The organism is Curtobacterium sp. A7_M15, from assembly GCF_030705415.1.
Classification (GTDB): domain Bacteria; phylum Actinomycetota; class Actinomycetes; order Actinomycetales; family Microbacteriaceae; genus Curtobacterium.
On the sequence record NZ_JAUZED010000031.1, the window covers coordinates 1 to 17790 of the forward strand.

The 17790-nt window shown below is 70.0% G+C and carries 20 protein-coding genes and 2 tRNA genes; 8 read left to right on the forward strand and 14 right to left on the reverse strand.

All coding sequences use genetic code 11. From position 1 onward, the window contains the following. Positions 1 to 46: 46 nt before the first annotated feature. From tig to Q7F20_RS07865, 3 genes are all read right to left on the reverse strand, one after another. Positions 47 to 1354 carry a trigger factor gene (gene tig / locus Q7F20_RS07855; RefSeq protein WP_305739555.1) on the reverse strand — a complete coding sequence of 436 codons (1308 nt, stop codon included), beginning with the start codon at positions 1352 to 1354 and terminating at the stop codon, positions 47 to 49. A 36-nt stretch (positions 1355 to 1390) separates the two neighbouring features. Beyond that, positions 1391 to 1467, reverse strand: a tRNA-Pro gene (locus tag Q7F20_RS07860). Positions 1468 to 1525: 58 nt separating this feature from the next. Continuing rightward, positions 1526 to 1849 (reverse strand): hypothetical protein, encoded by a 324-nt coding sequence (locus Q7F20_RS07865; RefSeq protein WP_305739556.1) that lies wholly within the window; start codon positions 1847 to 1849, stop codon positions 1526 to 1528. A gap of 54 nt (positions 1850 to 1903) precedes the next feature. Here Q7F20_RS07865 and Q7F20_RS07870 point away from each other — a divergent pair. From Q7F20_RS07870 to Q7F20_RS07885, 4 genes are all read left to right on the forward strand, one after another. After that, positions 1904 to 1977: transfer RNA gene (locus tag Q7F20_RS07870), tRNA-Gly, on the forward strand. Between the two features lie 105 nt (positions 1978 to 2082). Continuing rightward, positions 2083 to 2673 carry a transcriptional regulator gene (locus tag Q7F20_RS07875; protein WP_305739557.1) on the forward strand — a complete coding sequence of 197 codons (591 nt, stop codon included), beginning with the start codon at positions 2083 to 2085 and terminating at the stop codon, positions 2671 to 2673. Beyond that, the gene (locus Q7F20_RS07880; protein WP_305739558.1) at positions 2670 to 2906 is read left to right on the forward strand and encodes a hypothetical protein; all 237 of its coding nucleotides are present in this window, start codon (positions 2670 to 2672) and stop codon (positions 2904 to 2906) included. Before Q7F20_RS07875 ends, Q7F20_RS07880 begins: the two co-directional genes overlap by 4 nt. Before the next feature lie 93 nt (positions 2907 to 2999). Then, positions 3000 to 3860 (forward strand): DUF3761 domain-containing protein, encoded by an 861-nt coding sequence (locus Q7F20_RS07885; protein ID WP_305739559.1) that lies wholly within the window; start codon positions 3000 to 3002, stop codon positions 3858 to 3860. Positions 3861 to 3890: 30 nt separating this feature from the next. Here Q7F20_RS07885 and Q7F20_RS07890 read toward each other — a convergent pair whose 3' ends face one another. The 6 genes from Q7F20_RS07890 to Q7F20_RS07915 all read right to left on the reverse strand — a co-directional run bounded on the left by Q7F20_RS07890 (position 3891) and on the right by Q7F20_RS07915 (position 10002). Then, a complete protein-coding gene (locus Q7F20_RS07890; protein WP_305739560.1) occupies positions 3891 to 4223 on the reverse strand; it encodes a hypothetical protein in 333 nt (110 codons plus the stop codon). Between the two features lie 331 nt (positions 4224 to 4554). Further along, positions 4555 to 4845 carry a DUF1905 domain-containing protein gene (locus tag Q7F20_RS07895; RefSeq protein ID WP_305739561.1) on the reverse strand — a complete coding sequence of 97 codons (291 nt, stop codon included), beginning with the start codon at positions 4843 to 4845 and terminating at the stop codon, positions 4555 to 4557. Positions 4846 to 5014: 169 nt separating this feature from the next. After that, positions 5015 to 5497, reverse strand: coding sequence for a hypothetical protein (locus Q7F20_RS07900; protein WP_305739562.1), 483 nt, complete (start codon positions 5495 to 5497; stop codon positions 5015 to 5017). Positions 5498 to 5669: 172 nt separating this feature from the next. Continuing rightward, positions 5670 to 6560, reverse strand: a complete 891-nt coding sequence (locus Q7F20_RS07905) for an endo-beta-N-acetylglucosaminidase H (RefSeq protein ID WP_305739563.1) — start codon at positions 6558 to 6560, stop codon at positions 5670 to 5672. An 85-nt stretch (positions 6561 to 6645) separates the two neighbouring features. Further along, on the reverse strand, positions 6646 to 9666 hold the full coding sequence (locus Q7F20_RS07910; protein WP_305739564.1) for a glycoside hydrolase family 38 C-terminal domain-containing protein: 3021 nt from the start codon (positions 9664 to 9666) through the stop codon (positions 6646 to 6648). Positions 9667 to 9756: 90 nt separating this feature from the next. Further along, positions 9757 to 10002 carry a hypothetical protein gene (locus Q7F20_RS07915; RefSeq protein WP_305739589.1) on the reverse strand — a complete coding sequence of 82 codons (246 nt, stop codon included), beginning with the start codon at positions 10000 to 10002 and terminating at the stop codon, positions 9757 to 9759. Positions 10003 to 11049: 1047 nt separating this feature from the next. On the opposite strand from Q7F20_RS07915, the gene Q7F20_RS07925 reads away from it, so the two are divergent. After that, entirely contained in the window at positions 11050 to 11292 is a 243-nt protein-coding gene (locus Q7F20_RS07925) for a hypothetical protein (RefSeq protein WP_305739590.1), read from the forward strand. On the opposite strand, the gene Q7F20_RS07930 is transcribed toward Q7F20_RS07925, so the two are convergent. From Q7F20_RS07930 to Q7F20_RS07940, 3 genes are read right to left on the reverse strand one after another with little or no spacing between them, the layout of a single operon-like run. Continuing rightward, on the reverse strand, positions 11258 to 12220 hold the full coding sequence (locus Q7F20_RS07930; protein ID WP_305739565.1) for a carbohydrate ABC transporter permease: 963 nt from the start codon (positions 12218 to 12220) through the stop codon (positions 11258 to 11260). The genes Q7F20_RS07925 and Q7F20_RS07930 overlap by 35 nt on opposite strands. Then, a complete protein-coding gene (locus tag Q7F20_RS07935) occupies positions 12217 to 13089 on the reverse strand; it encodes a carbohydrate ABC transporter permease (protein ID WP_305739566.1) in 873 nt (290 codons plus the stop codon). Before Q7F20_RS07935 ends, Q7F20_RS07930 begins: the two co-directional genes overlap by 4 nt. Continuing rightward, positions 13089 to 14384 (reverse strand): sugar ABC transporter substrate-binding protein, encoded by a 1296-nt coding sequence (locus Q7F20_RS07940; RefSeq protein ID WP_305739567.1) that lies wholly within the window; start codon positions 14382 to 14384, stop codon positions 13089 to 13091. Before Q7F20_RS07940 ends, Q7F20_RS07935 begins: the two co-directional genes overlap by 1 nt. A 111-nt stretch (positions 14385 to 14495) precedes the next feature. On the opposite strand from Q7F20_RS07940, the gene Q7F20_RS07945 reads away from it, so the two are divergent. From Q7F20_RS07945 to Q7F20_RS07955, 3 genes are all read left to right on the forward strand, one after another. Continuing rightward, positions 14496 to 15527: a LacI family DNA-binding transcriptional regulator gene (locus Q7F20_RS07945; RefSeq protein ID WP_305739568.1), complete on the forward strand. Its 1032-nt coding sequence runs from the start codon at positions 14496 to 14498 to the stop codon at positions 15525 to 15527. A gap of 64 nt (positions 15528 to 15591) precedes the next feature. Beyond that, a complete protein-coding gene (locus Q7F20_RS07950; protein ID WP_305739569.1) occupies positions 15592 to 15918 on the forward strand; it encodes a hypothetical protein in 327 nt (108 codons plus the stop codon). 103 nt (positions 15919 to 16021) lie between these two features. Next, a complete protein-coding gene (locus Q7F20_RS07955) occupies positions 16022 to 16174 on the forward strand; it encodes a hypothetical protein (protein ID WP_305739570.1) in 153 nt (50 codons plus the stop codon). A gap of 37 nt (positions 16175 to 16211) precedes the next feature. Here the strand turns inward: Q7F20_RS07955 and Q7F20_RS07960 are convergent, their stop codons facing one another. Beyond that, a complete protein-coding gene (locus tag Q7F20_RS07960) occupies positions 16212 to 17087 on the reverse strand; it encodes a DMT family transporter (RefSeq protein WP_305739571.1) in 876 nt (291 codons plus the stop codon). 10 nt (positions 17088 to 17097) lie between these two features. Continuing rightward, positions 17098 to 17760 carry a response regulator transcription factor gene (locus Q7F20_RS07965; RefSeq protein ID WP_305739572.1) on the reverse strand — a complete coding sequence of 221 codons (663 nt, stop codon included), beginning with the start codon at positions 17758 to 17760 and terminating at the stop codon, positions 17098 to 17100. Positions 17761 to 17790: the final 30 nt, after the last annotated feature.

Below are 17790 nucleotides of genomic sequence, written 5' to 3' on the forward strand. Positions count from 1 at the left end.
GCGGTGCCAGCTGGCACCGCGCCTCCCGTCCAGAAGGTGGGAACGCTTACTCAGCGTCCTCCGCCGGGGTCTGCGCGACGCCCGCCGTGAAGGCGGAGAGGTCGACGTCGTCACCGTTGGTGTCCTTGACGGTCACCTTGGAGAGGACGGTCGCGACCGCCTTGGAGCGAGCGACCTCGCCGACCATGCCCGGGATCTGCCCGTTCTGGTCGATGACCTTGATGAATTCGCCCGGCTCCATGCCGTACTGCGCAGCGGCCTGGATGAGGTACTGCGTGAGCTCTTCCTGCGAGACCTGGATCTCTTCCTTCTCGGCGATCGAGTCGAGGAGGATCTGCGAGCGGAAGGCCTTCTCGCTGGACTCGGAGACCTCCTTGCGGTGCTCGTCGTCCTCGAGCCGGTTCTCCTGCTCGAGGTGGCGGTGCACCTCGTCCTCGATGAGCTGCTCGGAGATCGGGATGTTGACGTCCTCGATGAGCTTCTCGACGAGCTTGTCGCGAGCCGCGGCGCCCTGACCGAAGGTCTTGGACTTCGCGATCTGCTCCTTGAGGTCCGCCTTGAGCTCGTCGATCGTGTCGAACTGGCTGGCGATCTGCGCGAACTCGTCATCGGCCTCGGGGAGCTCGCGCTCCTTGACGGCGGTGACGGTCACGGCGATCTGGGCGGTCTCGCCTTCGCGGTCGCCGCCGACGAGCTTGGACTCGAAGGTGGTGGACTCGCCGGCGGTGAGGGACTCGAGCGCCTCGTCGATGCCCTCGAGCAGGTCGCCCGAGCCGATCTCGTAGGAGACGCCGGTGGCCGAGTCGACCTCGTCGTCGCCGATGGTCGCGGTGAGGTCGATCTGGGCGAAGTTACCCGTGGTCGCCGGACGGTCGACCGTCACGAGCGTGCCGAAGCGGGTGCGGAGGTTCTGCAGCTCCTCTTCGATCTCGTCGTCCGAGACCTCGACCGCGTCGACGGTGAGCTCGTACTGCTCGTAGTCCGGCAGGTCGAACTCGGGACGGACGTCCACCTCGAAGGTGAGGACGAGGTCGCCCGTGAAGTCCTTGACGTTCGGGAGCTCGGCGACGTCGGCCTCGGCACGGCCGAGGATACGCAGCTCCTGCTCCTCCACCGCCTGGCGGTAGAAGTTGTCGATGGCGTCGCCGACGGCGTGGTTCAGGACCTCGCCGCGGCCGACACGCTGGTCGACGATCGCCGGCGGGACCTTGCCCTTGCGGAAGCCGGGGATGTTGATCTGCTCGGCGATGTGCTTGTAGGCGTGGTCGATGCTCGGCTTGAGATCTTCCGGCGTCACGTTCACGGTGAGCTTGACGCGGGTGTCGCTCACCTTGTCGACGGTGCTGGTGGCCAAGGGATGTTCTCCTGTTGGTTGACGTTCGTGTGGTCCTGGTCGGGGCGACAGGATTTGAACCTGCGACCTCCCGCTCCCAAAGCGGGCGCTCTACCAAGCTGAGCTACGCCCCGTTTGACTGGGCCAGGGGTGTCCGCGCACGCCGGAAGGGCGCATGCGACGCCGATGAGTCTAGCGGTCCCCGCGCGCGTGGTTCCCGGCAGCTTCGGAGCCGTCGTCGGTGCCGTCCTCGGCGGCGCGTCGCAGGCCCGTCCGCCACCGCACGCCGACGACGACCTGCACGCCGAGCGCGGCCACCGCGAGCAGGATGCCGAGGACGATGCGCCACGCGTGCAGGAGTGCGTGCGCGGGTTGTGTCTGCGGATCCCCGAAGAGCTCCGGCCGCAACGACAGGACGATCGCGGCGAGGACGACCAGCACGTAGGAGACCACCCGCGACCAGCGGATCGTGCGCTCGGCTCCGGCGTCCGGCTTCGGGATCACACGGCCTGGCATGTCGGTGCTCGTTCGTCCGCTACGATGGTCGGGCTGCGCCTGGTGCGCAGTCGCGGGGATGTAGCTCAATGGTAGAGCCCCAGTCTTCCAAACTGGCCACGCGGGTTCGATTCCCGTCATCCCCTCCACTCCCGCAGAACGAGCGCCGGCACATCGTGTCGGCGCTTTTCGTTTGCCTGGCCAATTCGCAAAGAAGTGTTTGCAAACATGTCTTTGCGGTGTACGGTCGTTGCATGACCGACGAGACCCGCATCCTCGACGTCGCAGCGCTCAAGGCGCTGGCGCACCCGCTCCGAGCGCGCCTCCTCGACCTGCTATCGCAGCAAGGCCCGTCGACCGCGACGTCGCTCGGCACCAGGCTCGGCGAGTCGAGCGGCTCGACGAGCTACCATCTCCGGCAACTCGAACGCCACGGGTTCGTCCACGAGCTCCCCGACCGCGGCAACGCGCGCGAGCGCTGGTGGGAACGCACCGCGGGCCGGATCAGCATCGGCAGCCCGGACGACGGCCCGGCCTCCCCCGCGGAGCAGACGGCCGCGCAACTCGCAGGCTTGGCCGTGATGGACGCCGAGAACGACCTCGTGCGCGAATGGACCACCCGTGACCCCGAGACCGTACCGGCCGACTGGCGGGGCGTCTCGGGGTCGTCGACCTACGTCGCCCTGACGCCCGACGAGTACGGCGCGATGTGGCGGGAGTTCGAAGCCGTCATCGAGCGCTACCGCGCGATCCGCGGCCAGGCTGCCGATCTCCCCGAGGGCGTCCGACGCGTGTTCGCCCAGGTCCGCAGCGTCCCGATCATCGACGAGGAGCCGACACCGTGACCACCTACCAGCCCCGAACCCTCCCCGTCCCACCGATCTCACCGGTCGAGGTCCTGACGAACCGACTCGGCACGGCGCTCGTCCGCTGGAGTCTCCGGCACGCGGAACGCCGTGCCCTCCGAGCCGTCACGGACCGCAAGCGCGCGTACCGTCGCGCACTCGGCCAGCAGGGGTCGACGACGACGAGCACGACGACCGACCTCATCGCGGCCGAGCTCCGACGGCGCTGGTGAGCCGCACCGCTCTGGACAACGCCCAGAACTGGGGATGGGACGCCTGACTCGGGTTTTGGACACTTGAGAGCCCCTCGCACACCAAGGAGCTCAGTGCCGAACGACCGCCTGTCCACCAGCCCGACCGCCCCACGCCCTCGGCGTCGAGTGCCCACCATCACGTGGCTCGGCATCGTGGGTACAGCCTTCCTCGCCCTCGCCGGGTTGGCATCGACCGGGGTCTGGGGGATGCTGGTGATGGTCGCCCTCGTCGTGCTCTCGACGATGCTCTACGGTGTCGCCTTCCGACGCTCGACGTGGCTTCGCATCCCGCGGAAGCGGGCGAGCGCGGCGATCGGCGCGGGCATCGCCTTGGTGGCGCTGATCGGTTCGACCTCCGCGTACGGTGCGACCCACGCGATGCCGCAATCGCCGGCGCACCTTGCCGCCGCGACGGCTCCGAGTGCGACCGCTCACGCGAAGCCGAAGGCCTCGCCGAGGCCGACGCCCACGGCGATTGCGACTCCCACCCCCACGCCGGTGGTGACGACGGAGACGGTGACCGAGACGTCGCGGATCCCGTTCGGCGCGACGACCGTGGAGAGCGCGACCCTGGCCCAGGGCACGACGACGGTCACGACGCCCGGCGTGCGCGGTGTCGACACGAAGACCTACGTCGTCACCTACACCGACGGCGTGGAGACCGATCGCGTCCTGCAGAGCGATCAGGTCACGACGCCCCCGGTGAACCAGGTCACCACAGTCGGGACCTATGTCGCCCCGGTCGCTCCCGCAGCACCGACGTGCACGAACGGTAGCTACGTCAACAGCGCGGGCGCAACGGTCTGTCGCCCCGAAGCCGCTTCGAGCGCGCCCGCGGGAGCCACCGCGAAGTGCGGCGACGGCACCTACAGCTTCAGCCAGTCGCGACGAGGGACGTGTTCCTCCCACGGTGGCGTCGCCGTCTGGTTGTGATGCGCTGAAGCAGCGAGCCGTGCGCGACTCCTAGCGCGCGCCCACCGGCTCCTCTTCGACTTCCTGCCGCAGCATCCGGTAGTGCCGCTCCCACCCGGGCGTCCCTCGCCCGGCGGCATGCAGCGCCGTCCGCACAACGCCCAGCGCCCGATCGAGCGCACCGAACTCGTCGTCGGCGACGACCCCGATCGAGAAGATGAGGGTGCCGGTCGCGAGGTCGGCGGTGAGGTCCTGATCGTGGACGTCCTCGAGGTCGAACAGCGCCTCCGCGATGGCGTCGAAGTCCGTCGTGAGTTCAGCCCGGACGTCGTCCGACGCTCCGAGCAACACTGCGCACTCGACGCGCACGAGGTAGTTCGTCATGACGTTCTCCTGTCCCAGCATTCTGTTCGAGCAAACCGATACTTCAGATGCACAACGTACCAGGGGTTCGACGGCGTCATGTGGACCGTGTGCAGGTGCACACCGCACGGGCAGAACGCCTTGTAGTACTTCCGCCCCTTCACGAAGCGCCAGCCGCGCGCTTCGGCAGCCCGCATCGCCTGCTCGATCTCCTTCTTGGGATGTCGTGGCCGTTCGACCATCGGCACCTCCCCTCCACTGCCTGCGACGCTAGGGAGTGGAGGGGAGGCGCCGAGGGTCGGCGGGATACGTTGTGGAACAGCTTCTCGACCACCGGCACTGTGGAGGAGTGTCACGGACCCGCGAGTTCGAGCGTGATCGCAGGCGAGTCCCCGAGCTCGACACGCGCGCGCTTCCGCTCCGCCGCCCGGAGGGGCACGAGGTACCCGCCGTCCTTCGGGAAGAGCGAGGTCGTCCAGGTCACCGACCCGATCGTCACCCGGGCGGGGATCACACCCCAGCCGTAGGTGAGCATCGGAGCGAGGTCGTGGATGACCTCGGCGGCGTCCGGTGGCACGACGGCGTAGAAGAACGGCGCGGGTCCGCGCCACTCGATGACCTCGCCGGTGAACTGGAGCTCCACGGCGTGATCGTACGGCGCGGCGCCCATCGTCGGGAAGGTTCGGTGCCGTTCGTGACCGTTCCGGTTCACGACCCCCGGGTTCCGTGAACCAGAACGGTCAACGCGCACGCGCGGAACCCGCTGCAGCGGCTGCTGGCGGGACCGCCGTGCTGCAGGTGCCCGGTTCAGCTCACTCCCGTGACATCCGGACGGTCGCGGTGCTCCCGGCGATCGTGACCGGGAAACTGATCTCGTCGTCCTCGTAGGAGAAGTCCTTCGTGGCGTCGGTCGATGCGAGCAGGGCCGACTCGGTGGCGGCCGCATCGCGGGTCGAGGTCCAGACGTAGTGTGACGAGTCATCCGACGGAGGAGTGAAGCTCCCCACCCAGAACAGGGACGTCGTGTCACCGCCGTTGGTCACGAAGCTCGCCGTGACCGTGTCCGCGGTGATGGTCGCCGTCATCCAGCCGTCGGCACTCGCGGAGTTGTTCTGCTTCCACTCGCCCGCGAGGTCCGGCGGCTCGACCGCCTCCGGGGTCGGGGAGGGCGTGGCGGACGACGTCGGCGTGGTGCGGACGGCTTCGGGGGTGCCGTCGGACGTGGCGGGGGTCGAACAGCCGGCGAGCAGGGCGACGATGGCTCCTGCGGCAGCGACGGCGACGAGCGCCTTCATCGGGATCATGGTGCTGCGGTCTCTCGTTCGTGAGCCTCTGTCGAAGCTTCGGGTCCGCTCACGATAGCGGCACCGAGCATCCCGATCCGCGAGCCGCGCGACGGACGCGCCCCGCGCCTCCTGGACCGTGCCGAGGAGACGCGGGGCGCGAGCCGCCGCACCGGAGGCGACGTCAGTGGTACGTCGCGGCCTGCCCGTAGAGGACCTGCGTCATCGACGACACGTACGACGAGACGTCACCGTCCGGCAGGTTGTACGTCATGAAGACGCCGTACCCGTCGGCCTTCGTGCGCTGTGCGAGCGAGACGGCCGTCGACTGCGAGGTGTTCTGGATGTCGACCGCCGCGGCGGACAGGCGTGACTTGTCGAGCCCCGGGATCGACGGCGCCGAGTAGGTGCCGTAGTAGGGGTTCCACGCGTAGTCGAGCTGCGAGCCGACGGCGCTGCTCGACGACGACAACGACGTCGACGCCGGGCCGATGTCGTAGAACGAGATGAGCTTGCCGGGCATGTCGGCACGCAGGGCGCTGATGAGCCACCCGATCGACTGCTGGTTCGGCTGTGGCGTGCCGTTCGCGCCGTAGTCCGAGTACTCGTCGTCGAGGTCGACCCCGTCCAGGCCGTACTTCGTGACCGTCGCGGAGACCTGGGCGGCGAAGTCCTCCGCCGCGGCCTGCGTCGGGAAGTTGGCGATGCCGGCGCCCTGGTGGTTGCCGAGGATCGACAGCGAGACCTTGATGCCCTTCGCCTGCAGTGGACGGATCTGCGTCGCGGCGTCGTCGAGGGTGCGCTGCACGTTCTCGTTGTTGTACAGCACGGCCTTCGAGCCGTCCCAGTTGATGTTCGCGGCGAAGATGATCGCCACGTCGAACGCGTTCGCCCCGTTCGCCAACTGGTAGCGGCCGACGTTCGCGAGCTGGTCGTTGTTGACCTCGACGTAGGCGATGCTCGTCGGCCCGGACTTCGTCGCGGTCGTCGCCGCCGTGGCTGCGGACGGCGCGAGCGGCACCGCCACCATCGCGGCGATGGCCGCCACGATCCCGAACTTCATCGTCTTCTTCATGGCACTCCTCTTCGAGTGATGAACCGGCCGGCGGATGCCGGTCGGGAACCGCCGCCGGGACACCCGAAGTCCCGGCGGCGGGGTCTCAGCCGCGCGGGAAGCGGAAGGTCCGCACCTCGTACGCGTCGACGGCGAACGAGGACGCGTCGACGGACTCGGCCGACGGCAGCGGCTCCTCGAGCAGCGTGACCTCGATGCCAGGGCCGAAACCACCGGCGACGTCGCCGTCGACCGCGACCCCGCCGCTCCCCCGCCGCCCGGACGGCTCGTACACCCGCACGACCAGGTCGCCGGAGCGGTCGTCGGCGAGCTTGACGCTCGACAGCACGACCCCGCCGGACACCCGCACGAGCGGGTCGAACCCACGGGCACCCGTGACCGTCCGCGCGGAGGCGTTCATCAGCACGCCGGCCGCCGTCGCCCCGAGCTGGTCGGTCCCGATGACGATCCCGTACCGGTGCGTCTGCACGCCCTGGTCGGTCTCGGGGTCGGGGAACCGCGGTGCCCGGAGCAGCGAGAGCCGCACGGTGGTGGTCACGTGCCCGTCGACGGCGTCGCGCGTGGTGTCGAACCCGTGGATCGAGTCGTTCACGAGGGCGACGCCGAAGCCCGGCTCGGACACGAGCACGTAGCGGTGCATCGAGGTCTCGAACTTCGCGGCCTCCCACGAGGTGTTCGTGTGCGTCACCCGCTTCTGCGCGCCGAACTGCGTCTCGGCGACGGTGTGCTCGGCGCGGACGTCGAGCGGGAAGGCGACCTTGAGGAACTTCTCGGTCTCGTGCCAGTCGGTCGTCTGGTCGAACTCCAGCGTGCGGGAGTCCGGCGCGAGGACGATCTCCTGGCGCACCGTCGAGTCGCCGAACGCCCGCTCGACGACGACACGCGCGACGCCGTCCGCGTCGACCGAGCCGTGCAGCCCGGTGGTCGAGACGATGTCCTCGACCCGGTTCCGGTAGTACCGGTCGACGTCCCACGCGTCCCACATGTTCGGGAAGTCCTGGTGGAGCTGCAGGAGGTTCGCCACCCGACCGGGAGCGATCGCCTCGCGTCCGGTGGCCAGGTCGACGGCGCTCGTGACGAGGCCACGACCGTCGACGACGACCCGGACGAGGTCGTTCGCGAGCACGTAGCCGCCGTCCTGTTCGGTCAGCGTCACCGCGGTCGGCTGCGGCAGGTCGGTCGCCAGGACCGCGCCCTGCGCGGGTGCGCCGGCCTGGAGGAACGGGGCCGGGTTCACGACGACGGCCGCGTCCCCGGTACCGGCGAGGGCCGACAGCGCCTGGTCGATGATCGCCGTCAGGGCGCGGGCCGTCTCGGCGTACTTCGCCACCGCTTCGCGGTGCACCCAGGCGATCGAGGTCCCCGGCAGGATGTCGTGGAACTGCTGGAGCAGGACCTGCTGCCAGAGCGCGTCGAGCTCGTCGTGGGGGTAGGCGAAGTCCGTGCGGGCGGCGGCGGTCGCGGCCCACAGCTCGGCCTCGAGCAGCAGCTGCTCGCTCCGGCGGTTGCCCTGCTTGGTCTGGTGCTGGCTGGTGAGCGTCGCGCGGTGCAGCTCGAGGTAGAGCTCGCCGACCCAGACGGGCGGGTCGGGCAGCTCGGCCTTGGCCCGGTCGAAGAAGGCGTCCGGGTGCTCCCAACGGACCTTGGCGCTCCCCTCGAGGTCCGCGAGGCGCTTCGCCGTGCCGGTCATCTCGCGGGTCGTGCCACCGCCGCCGTCGCCCCAGCCGACCGGAGCGATCGACCCCGAGGCGAGCCGGTTCTCGCGGAACTGGCGGGAGGCCTTGGCGACCTCGCTGCCCGACAGCCGCGAGTTGTACGTGTCCATCGACGGGAAGTGCGAGAACACGCGCGAGCCGTCGATGCCCTCCCAGAGGAAGGTGTGGTGCGGGAACTTGTTGACCTGGTTCCACGAGATCTTCTGCGTGAAGAACCACTCGAAGCCCGCGCGGCGCATGAGCTGCGGCAGGGCCGGCGAGTAGCCGAAGCTGTCCGGCAGCCAGACGCCCTTCGGACGGATGCCGAACTCCCGCTCGAAGAACCGCTGCCCCTGCGAGAACTGGCGCACGATGCTCTCGCCGGTCGGCATCACGGTGTCGGGCTCGACCCACATGCCGCCGATCGGCAGGAAGCGTCCGGCCTCGACGGCGGCTTTCACCCGCGCGTAGACCTCGGGCCGGTGTTCCTTGATCCACGCGTACTGCTGCGCGCTCGACATGCCGTACAGGAAGTCGTCGGTCTGGTCGATGAGCTCGGTCATCGTCGAGGTGGTGCGGGCGACCTTGCGGATCGTCTCGCGGACCGGCCACAGCCAGGCGGAGTCGATGTGGGCGTGCCCGACCGCCGAGATCGTGTGCGCCGAGGCGTCCGCGGGTGCGGCGAGGACGTCCGCGAGTGCCGCTCGGGCGTCGGGCGCGGTCGCGGCGATGTGCTGCAGATCGAGCCGGTCGAGGGCGTCGTCGAGCGCCTGCAGGATCCGCATCCGCCGCGGTCCCTCGGGCAGCTCGGCCTGGAGCTCGAGCAGGACGTCGATGTCGAGCGCGAGTTCGTGCACCTCGGACTCGAAGACGGCGAGGTCCATCCGGCGGCTCGTGTAGAGGCGCGTCGACGACGACGTCTGAACATCGCCCTCCTGCGTCGGCAGGAAGGGGTGGTAGTCGAGCAGGACGGGGTTCGACGCCGCCTCGACGAAGAGCTCGACGGTCTCGCCGCCGACGGCTTCCTCCGCGACGAGCACCCACTGGTTGCGCGGGTTGATCGACTTCACGGGGGTGCCGTCCGGGCGGTAGACGAGCCCCTCGCACTGGAACCCGGGCATGTTCTTGTCGAAGCCGAGGTCGACGACGGCCTCCACGCGGCGGCCGGCCCACTCCTCCGGCACGGTCCCGCGCAACCGGAACCAGGTCGTGCCCCACGCGGCACCCCACGGCGTGCCCACCTCGTACGGCGTGAACTCGAGCGCGAGCCCGGACGTCGGCGGGATCGGCTCCCCCGGCAGTTCGTGCCACGCGGTGTCGAGCGGCGTCGCGGTGGCGTGCACCGCCGGCAGGATGCGTTCGTCGAGGACGCGTCGCGCCCGGCCGGTGGTGAGGGGGATGTCGTCGTGCATGGGGACCTTCCTGGTCGGAGGGTGCCGGCGTCGGGGCCGACGGGACGGACGGTGGTGCGGGGTGGTGTGGGACGGGTGGTGGTGGACGGCTCAGGCCATCGTGGCCGGGTGGGCGACCGACAGGAGCTCGGTGGCGGCACCTTCGGGGACGTCGACGCACCGGGTGATGCCCCGGGCGGCGAGCAGCGCGTGGTCGTCGGCCCGCGAGCGCAGGACCACCTGGGGGCCGCGTCCGTCCGGGGACGACGAGGCGAGGTCGAGCCAGGCCGCGGCGAACCGGCCGCCCGGCGCGCAGTCCGCCCGGACACCGTCGCGTACGGTCCCGTCCGGGCGCACGTCGTCCAGGACGAGTGCGGTCGCCGGCGGTGCGGGTTCCGGCGGAGCGGACGTGGCACCGGCCGGGGGGGCCCCCCCCCGGGGGCCGGGGGGGGGGGGGGGGGGGGGGGGGGGTTGGCCGGGGGGGGGGGGGGGGCCGGCGGTGCGGGTTCCGGCGGAGCGGACGTGGCACCGGCCGGGCCGCCCCGACCGCGGTCGCCGAGCTCGCGGGCGAGGGTGGCGAAGGCTTCTCCGGCGGGCTTCAGCCGACCGTCGTTCGTGAAGAGACCGAGGTCGTACTCGAGCTCCGGGAAGTCCGCGAGCGACCGCGCGACATCGTGCGAGCACCACCACGTCACGCCGAGCACGTGCTGCGCGTCGAGCACGTGCCGGATCGTCTGCTCGGTGAACGAGGCGGCGTCCGCGGGGTCGATGACGTTCGTCGGGGCGCCGACCTCCTGCAGCCAGTTCGGCCGCTCAGGGTCGCGGTTCCAGGCGCTCGCGAGCTGGAGCAGGTACTCACCGTGCCGGACGGACCCGGCTCCGAGTGCGCCGTGCAGCGCCGCCGAGCCGTTGAACACCCACGAGTGCGTGACGGTCGCGTCGCCGTGGTCGGCCGCGTGTTCCGGGCCGAACGGCTGGGTGTCGTCGTACCAGGCCGCGTCGTACTGCGCGACGGTGACCAGGGGCCCTGGACGCGGCCCCACGGCAGGGGCGACGGACGGTGCCGGGCCGAGCCGCGCCTCCTGGTCGAGTCCCCGTCGGGCCGCCGCGACCATCGCCGCCGCCCACGCGTGCCCCTGGTCCGCCGTGATGTCGTGCGGTGTCGGGTGCGGGGCGTGCGCGAACTGGTTCACCTCGTTGCCGATGGTGATCCCGAGCAGGTTGGGCTTGTCCGCGACGGCCGCGGCGAGCGCCTCGACGTAGGCCGCCGTCGACGCGACCACGTCCGGGTCGGTGAACATGTTGCGCCGGTGCCAGCTCTCGAGCCACGAGGGCACGAAGTCGAAGCTCGACAGGTGCCCCTGCAGCGCGTCGACGTTCACGTCGAGCCCGAACGAGCCCGCGATGTCGACGACCGTCGCGACGTCCCGGAGCGCCGACTGCCGGATGAGCGTCCGGTTCGGCTGCACGACCGGCCAGAGCGGGAAGATCCGCACGTGGTCCGCGCCGAGCGAGGCGATCTGCTCCATGTCCCGGGCTGTGTCCGACGGCGAGAAGTCGAGCCACGAGTGGAACCAGCCGACCGATGGCGTGTGGTTGACGCCGAAGCGCATCAGCCCTTCACCCCGCCCTCTTCGACGCCCTTGAAGAAGAAGCGCTGCAGGACCGCGAAGATCACCGCGATCGGGATGAACGCGATCATGGTGCCGGCGGCGATCATCCGCTGGTCGGTCGCGAACGTGCCCTGGAGGTACTGCAGGCCGACCGTCAGGGTGAGGTTCTGCGGCGACTGCAGCACGATGAGCGGCCAGAGGAAGTCGTCCCAGGCGCCGATGAACGAGAAGATCGCGATCACGGCGATGGTGCCCTGCACGGCGGGCAGCGAGATGTAGCGGAGGCGCTGCATCGCGTTCGCGCCGTCCATCACCGCGGCCTGGTCGATCTCCTCGGGGATCTGCCGGAAGGCGTTGAACATGAGCAGGACGTTGAGCGCGGCGATCATGCCGGGCAGCGCGACGCCGACGAGGTTGTCGGCGAGGCCGAGGTCCTTCACGGTCACGAACTGGCTGATGATCGTCGCCTCGCCGGGCAGCACGAGGGTGGCGAGGAAGAGCCCGAGCACGACCTTGCGGAAGCGCCACTGCAGCCGCGCGAGGGCGAACCCGGCGAGCGTCGCGAACACGATGTTGCCGAAGACGTCGATCGCGGCGACGAGCAGCGAGTTGCCGATGTACCGCCAGACCGGGATCGCAGCGGCCACCTTGAGGTAGTTCTCGATGGTCGGCTCGGTCGGGATGAAGGACGGGTTCGCCGTGTAGATGTCCTCGCCCGCGCCCTTGAGCGACGTGGAGAGCTGCCAGAGGAACGGGCCGATCGTGATGAAGAGCACCACGACCAGCAGGACGTAGCGGACCGCCTTCTCGCGGGTGGACATGACGCCCCAGACGACGCGGCGCCGCTTGCGGGGCGGCTTGGAGGCACCACCCGGCCGGGTCGCGCCGGTCACGTCCGGCGTCGGGCTGGCTGCACCGCGGGCGCCGGCCAGGGCGGGTTCGGTGCTGGTCGTGTTCGTCACTTGTCGGCCTTGCTGTTCATGCGGGCGAGGGCGAGCATCGGGATGAGCGTCACGACGAAGAGCAGGAGGCTCAGGGCGGACGCGTAGCCGAGGTTGCCGGTGAACCCGCGGGCGTACTGCTGGATGAGCATGACGAGCGAGTTGTCCTGCCCGCCGGGTCCCCCCGTGCCGTTGGTGAGGATGTAGAGCTCGCTGAACACCCGGAGCGCACTGACGCACACGAGGATGCCGACGAGGGTCATCGTCCCGCGGACCCCGGGCATCGTGACCGACCAGAACCGCCGCACGGCCCCGGCGCCGTCGAGCGCCGCCGCTTCGTGCAGGTCCTTGCCGACGTTCCCGAGTGCCGCCAGGAAGATGATCATGTAGTAGCCGAGGCCCTTCCAGACCGTCAGGCTGATCGCGCTGATGAGCAGCAGCCACCGGTCGGTGAGGAACGGGATGCCCGCACCGCCGAGTGCCTTCACGATCTCGTTGATGACCCCGCGGTCGTCGAGGATCCACGTCCAGATCAGGCCGACGACGACCGCGGAGGCGATCACCGGCGTGTAGTACGCCGTGCGGAAGAACGCGATCCCGGGGAGCTTCTGCTGCACGAGCACCGCGATGAGCAGCGGCAGGACCGTGAGGAGCGGCAGGCAGATCGCCATGTAGATGACGCTGTTGAGCAGCGCCTCCCACACCTGCGGGTCGGCGAGCAGGGTCCGGAAGTTCGCGAGGCCGACCCACTGGCTCACGCCCCCGAGCGGGCTGGCGTTCGTGAACGACAGCCGGACGGTGTTGATCGACGGCCAGAGGCTGAACCCGACGAGCCAGACGAGTGCCGGCAGGACGAGGAGCCAGGGCGTGAACCAGCGGTTGGCGCGCATCAGCTGTTCGCCAGCAGGGTGTTCATCTTGGTCTGCGCGGTCTCGAGGGCCTGCTTCGCGCTGACTTGGCCCTTCATGGCGAGGGCGATCTGCTGGTCGAGGAAGTCCGTCATCGCGGAGTTCGCCTGGACCGGGTTGAGGACCTTGGCCTCCTTGAGGGCCTCGTTCGCGAGCACGCGGGCCTTGCCGTTCACGGTGCCGTCGTCCTTCGAGAAGTACGGGTCCGACTGCGACGACGTCGTCGACGGGAAGATGTTCACCAGGTGCGCGAAGGCCTCTTGGTTCTTCGCGTTCGTCATGTACTGCGCGAACGCCTCGGCGGTGGCGAGGTGCTTCGACTTGCTCGAGACCGACAGGCCCTGCACGTACAGCGGCGGGGTGTCGAGCGCCGGGCTGACGACGACGTTGCCCTTGAGCGACGGGTTGTTCTTGATCATGTCGCTCAGCGCGGTCGCACCACCGGTCGTCCACGCGACCTTCTGCTGCGTGAAGAGCGTCGAGTTGCCGAGGTAGTCGCTGTTCAGGACGTTGGAGGGCATGTAGCCGTCCTGGTACGCCGTCTTGTAGCGGTCGATGAGGTCGGCGGCCTTCGACGAGTCGGCGAAGGTGAACTTGGTGCCGTCGCTGTTGAGGACCTTGACGCCGGCGAGCGTGAAGTCGCCGAGCCCGGGCTTGCGGCTCATCAGGTAGTCGTCCGGGCACTTGTCGTGCATGGTCTTCGCCTGCGTGAAGAGGTCGTCGGTCGTCTTCGGCGGGTTGTCCGCGTCGAGGCCGCACTTGTCGAACATCGACTTGTTCCAGTAGTCGACGTCCGTGTTGAGGTACCAGGGGTAGCCGTAGGTGCCGGTCATGCCCTTGTACTTGTACGAGTCGAGTGCGCCCGCGACGTAGGTGCTCGCGAGCTTCGAGTCGTCCTTCGACACGTCCTGCAGGTATCCGCGCTTGGCGAGCGGGAGTGCGATGTCCGGCGGCAGGTTGATGACGTCGGGGAGGGAGTTCGACGACGCCTGGCTGAGCACCTTGTCCGCGTAGCCGTCGCCCGGCTGGTCCTGCAGCTTGACCTCGGCGCCCGGGTGCTCCTTCTCGAACCCCTTGATGACGCCGTTGAGGTAGTCCGTGTAGGTCGGGGTCAGCGCCCAGGTCTGCAGGGTGATCGACCCGTCGACCTTGCCGCTCCCGCCACCGCTGCTCGCCCCGCCGCCGCTCGAGCAGGCGGTCAGTGCGAGCGCCGTGACGGCCGCGCCGGCGAGGAGCGCGAGGGCGCGTCCCGTCGTCCTGCGTGTGGTGTTCTTCATCGCTCGTGACTCCTTCGTCGTGGTGCGTACCGTGCTGAACCGGTTCAGTTCCGGTGACCGATCCGTGTGAATGGAGCGATGATTTCCGACTAAAGCGTTATAGTCAACCCCGTGGCCAAGAACCGTCGCACGACGATCGCCGACATCGCCGCACGAGCCGGCGTGTCCATCAGTGCGGTCTCGTTCGCGCTCAACGACCGCCCCGGGGTGTCCGACGAGACCCGCGCTCGGGTGCGCGCCGTCGCCCGCGAGCTCGACTGGCAACCGCACACCGCGGCGCGGGCACTCGGGGGCGCGAGGGCCGGGTCGATCGGCTTCGTGCTGAACCGGCCGGCCCGGACCCTCGGTACCGAGTCCTTCTTCGGCGACCTCATCTCCGGGATCCAGCTCGGGCTCGCCGGCAGCCACGTCGGCATGAACCTCCTCGTCGCACGAGACGCGGACGAGGAGCTCCAGACCTACCGGGACTGGTGGCGCGGTCACCGGGTCGACGGCGTGATCGTGATCGACCCCCGCCGCGACGACGACCGGCTGGCACTGCTCGCCGAGCTCGGGATGCCCACCGTCGTCGTCGGCTCGCACCCCTCTGCCGAAGGAGCGGCACCGACGGTCTGGATCGACGACTCCGACGCCACCGACACGGTGCTGCGCTACCTGCACGCGCTCGGGCACCGCCGGATCGCGCACGTCGCCGGGCGGCCGGAGTTCGAGCACACGGCGATGCGGATCGACCGCCTCCGCTCGTTCACCACGGCCGAGGGGCTCGAGGACGCCGTGTCGATCCCGACCGACTACTCCGCCGAGGCCGGTGCACGCGCGACGCGGACGCTGCTCTCGCGGAGCGTCCGCCCCACGGCGATCGTGTACGACAACGACGTGCTCGCGGTCGCCGGACTCGGCGTGGCGAGCGAGATGGGCGTCCGTGTACCGGGTGACGTCTCGATCGTGTCGTTCGACGACTCGGCGATGGTCCGGCTCGTCCGACCCTCGATCACCTCCCTGACGCGCGACACGGTCGAGCTCGGGCAGCGCGCGGCGACGCTCCTGCGCGAGCAGATCGACGCCGGTTCGCCGCTGCCGTCACGGCCCGGGCCGTCACTGACACTCAGCGTGCGCGAGTCGACCGGCCGCGTGCACGCCTGACCCGGTCAGGCCGCGCCGCGCCGTTCGACTTGACGTCGGTTCGAACACACGTTCGAATACTCTCGTGGGACGGCGTCGCGAGAACCGGTGGCAGCCCCCGGAACACCCGGAGGTCGAGCGTCCGCGCGCCTACTCCCTCTCGGAGGACGCCCGTGGGCCGGACGTCTGCCACGCCGTCACTCCCGTGCCGGTCTGGGCGTGGATCCAGTTCCCCACGTTCCACGTCCGCGTGAAGGCGTTCGCGAAGAGCTGGACCCGCGACGCCGTCCTCGTCGAGTGGGCGCAGTTCGGGCAGCAGGCGAACGCCTGGGTGTGGCGTTCGGCCGTGAAGCACCGCACCCTGCGCGCGGATGCGACGCGGCACAGTCCGCAGAACGCGTCGCCGCGTTGACTTCACCCGGCATCACGAGGATCGTTTACGGAACACCGGCTCAGCGAGTAACTCGACGATCGAGACTTTCGGTCCCTCGAGCAACAGGCCGGAAGGAGGCGCCATGAAGAGAACAGAGGTGCCGTCCTGGGTCGCCCACGTGCTCACCCCACCCGAGGTCATCGCGGCCTACGTCGAACGACGGGTCAACGATCCGGCGTTGCTGACGGGTGAGCACACGGAACCCACGTACGCGGACTTCCTCCGCGACGAGTAGGCGGGTCTTCCAGGAGGCGCGGCTCACGTTCCGTGGATCACGGGACGGGATCCGCGCCTCCGTTCCGACCACCGCGGTCACGACGCGCGGACAGGGTCACGCCCACGCTCGCCGCGGTGACGCACGCGAGGGCGACGACCTCGAGCAGCACGAGGGCCTCGTGCAGGATGACCAGGCCCGCCAGCGCCGCAATCGCCGGACCCAGGCTCTGCAGCACCCCGAAGACACGGGTCGGCATCCGCCGGAGTGCGAGCATCTCGAGCGCGTAGGGCAGGACGCTCGACAGCACGGCGACGCCCCCGAACACGACGAGCAGCACGGGTTCGCGGACGACCCCCTCGACGGCCGAGCCGAGGCCGAACGGCAGCGACACGAGCATCGCGACGAGCATCGACACGGCGAGGCCGTCCACGCCGGGGATCGCGGCGCCGACGTGCCGGTTCATGACGATGTACCCTGCCCAGCACACCGCGGCGAGGACGGCGAACACGACGCCGTCGACCGCGGTCACGGCCGCCGGACCGACCCCGAGCAGGACGACCCCGGCGAGCGCCAGCACCGCCCAGAGCACGTCACGCCAGCGCCGGGTGTGCACGAGCGAGAGCGCGAGCGGCCCGAGGAACTCGATCGTGACCGCGACCCCGATCGGGATGCGCGCGAACGCCACGTAGATGAAGACGTTCATGCCGCCGAGCGCCAGACCGAGGCCGATCGCGCCGATCCACTGCTGCCGGGTCCAGTGACGGACGCGCGGCCGGACCACGAGCGCGAGGACGACGGCACCGATGACGAGCCGGAGCGTCGCGGCACCGACCGAGCCGACGTCGTCGAACCGGGTCTTCGCGATCGCCGCACCGAGCTGGACGGACACCATCGCCGCGAGGGCGAGGAGCGGCGCGGGGACGCGGTTCACCGGTGCGCCGTCACCCGAGGTAGGCGAGGACGGCGAGGACCCGGCGGTGGTCCTCGCCGGTGTCCTCGAGCGCGAGCTTGCCGAAGATGCTCGACACGTGCTTCTCGACCGCGCCGGTGCCGATCACGAGGGCGCGGGCGATGGCGGCGTTCGTGCGGCCCTCGGCCATCAGCCCGAGCACCTCGCGTTCGCGCGGGGTGAGCGCTGCGAGCGGGTCCCGGCGGCGGCTCATGAGCTGCGTGACGACCTCGGGGTCGAGGACGGTGCCGCCGGCGGCGATGCGGCGGACGGCGTCGTCGATCTCCTCGAGCCGGGTGACGCGGTCCTTGAGCAGGTAGCCGATGCCGGTCGCCCCCGCGGCGAGGACGTCCTCGGCGTAGGTGGCCTCGACGTACTGGGAGAGCAGGAGCACCCCGGTGCGCGGTGCCCGGCGTCGGGTCTCGACGGCGGCCCGGACGCCCTCGTCGGTGAAGGTCGGCGGCATGCGCACGTCCATCACCACGACGTCGGGTGCACCCTCGGGGAGCGTGGCGAGGAAGGAGTCCGCGTCGGCGTACTGCCCGATCACGTCGATGCCCGCTTCGTCGAGGACCCGCGCGAGTCCTTCGCGCAGGAGCACGGCGTCGTCGACGACGACGGCCCGGATGCGTGCTGCATCCGGGCCGTCGCTCATGCCGACCAGCCTAGTGGGAGCGCGGACGCC

What these genes read in the sequence shown, in the direction of transcription:
- Q7F20_RS07935 (WP_305739566.1), bottom strand. Translation starts at nt 13,089, where the DNA reads ATGCGCGCCAACCGCTGGTTCACGCCCTGGCTCCTCGTCCTGCCGGCA.
- Q7F20_RS07940 (WP_305739567.1), bottom strand. Translation starts at nt 14,384, where the DNA reads ATGAAGAACACCACACGCAGGACGACGGGACGCGCCCTCGCGCTCCTC.
- Q7F20_RS07865 (WP_305739556.1), bottom strand. Translation starts at nt 1,849, where the DNA reads ATGCCAGGCCGTGTGATCCCGAAGCCGGACGCCGGAGCCGAGCGCACG.
- Q7F20_RS07905 (WP_305739563.1), bottom strand. Translation starts at nt 6,560, where the DNA reads ATGAAGAAGACGATGAAGTTCGGGATCGTGGCGGCCATCGCCGCGATG.
- Q7F20_RS07925 (WP_305739590.1), top strand. Translation starts at nt 11,050, where the DNA reads ATGTCGACGACCGTCGCGACGTCCCGGAGCGCCGACTGCCGGATGAGC.
- Q7F20_RS07910 (WP_305739564.1), bottom strand. Translation starts at nt 9,666, where the DNA reads ATGCACGACGACATCCCCCTCACCACCGGCCGGGCGCGACGCGTCCTC.
- Q7F20_RS07965 (WP_305739572.1), bottom strand. Translation starts at nt 17,760, where the DNA reads ATGAGCGACGGCCCGGATGCAGCACGCATCCGGGCCGTCGTCGTCGAC.
- Q7F20_RS07890 (WP_305739560.1), bottom strand. Translation starts at nt 4,223, where the DNA reads ATGACGAACTACCTCGTGCGCGTCGAGTGCGCAGTGTTGCTCGGAGCG.
- Q7F20_RS07900 (WP_305739562.1), bottom strand. Translation starts at nt 5,497, where the DNA reads ATGAAGGCGCTCGTCGCCGTCGCTGCCGCAGGAGCCATCGTCGCCCTG.
- Q7F20_RS07875 (WP_305739557.1), top strand. Translation starts at nt 2,083, where the DNA reads ATGACCGACGAGACCCGCATCCTCGACGTCGCAGCGCTCAAGGCGCTG.
- Q7F20_RS07955 (WP_305739570.1), top strand. Translation starts at nt 16,022, where the DNA reads ATGAAGAGAACAGAGGTGCCGTCCTGGGTCGCCCACGTGCTCACCCCA.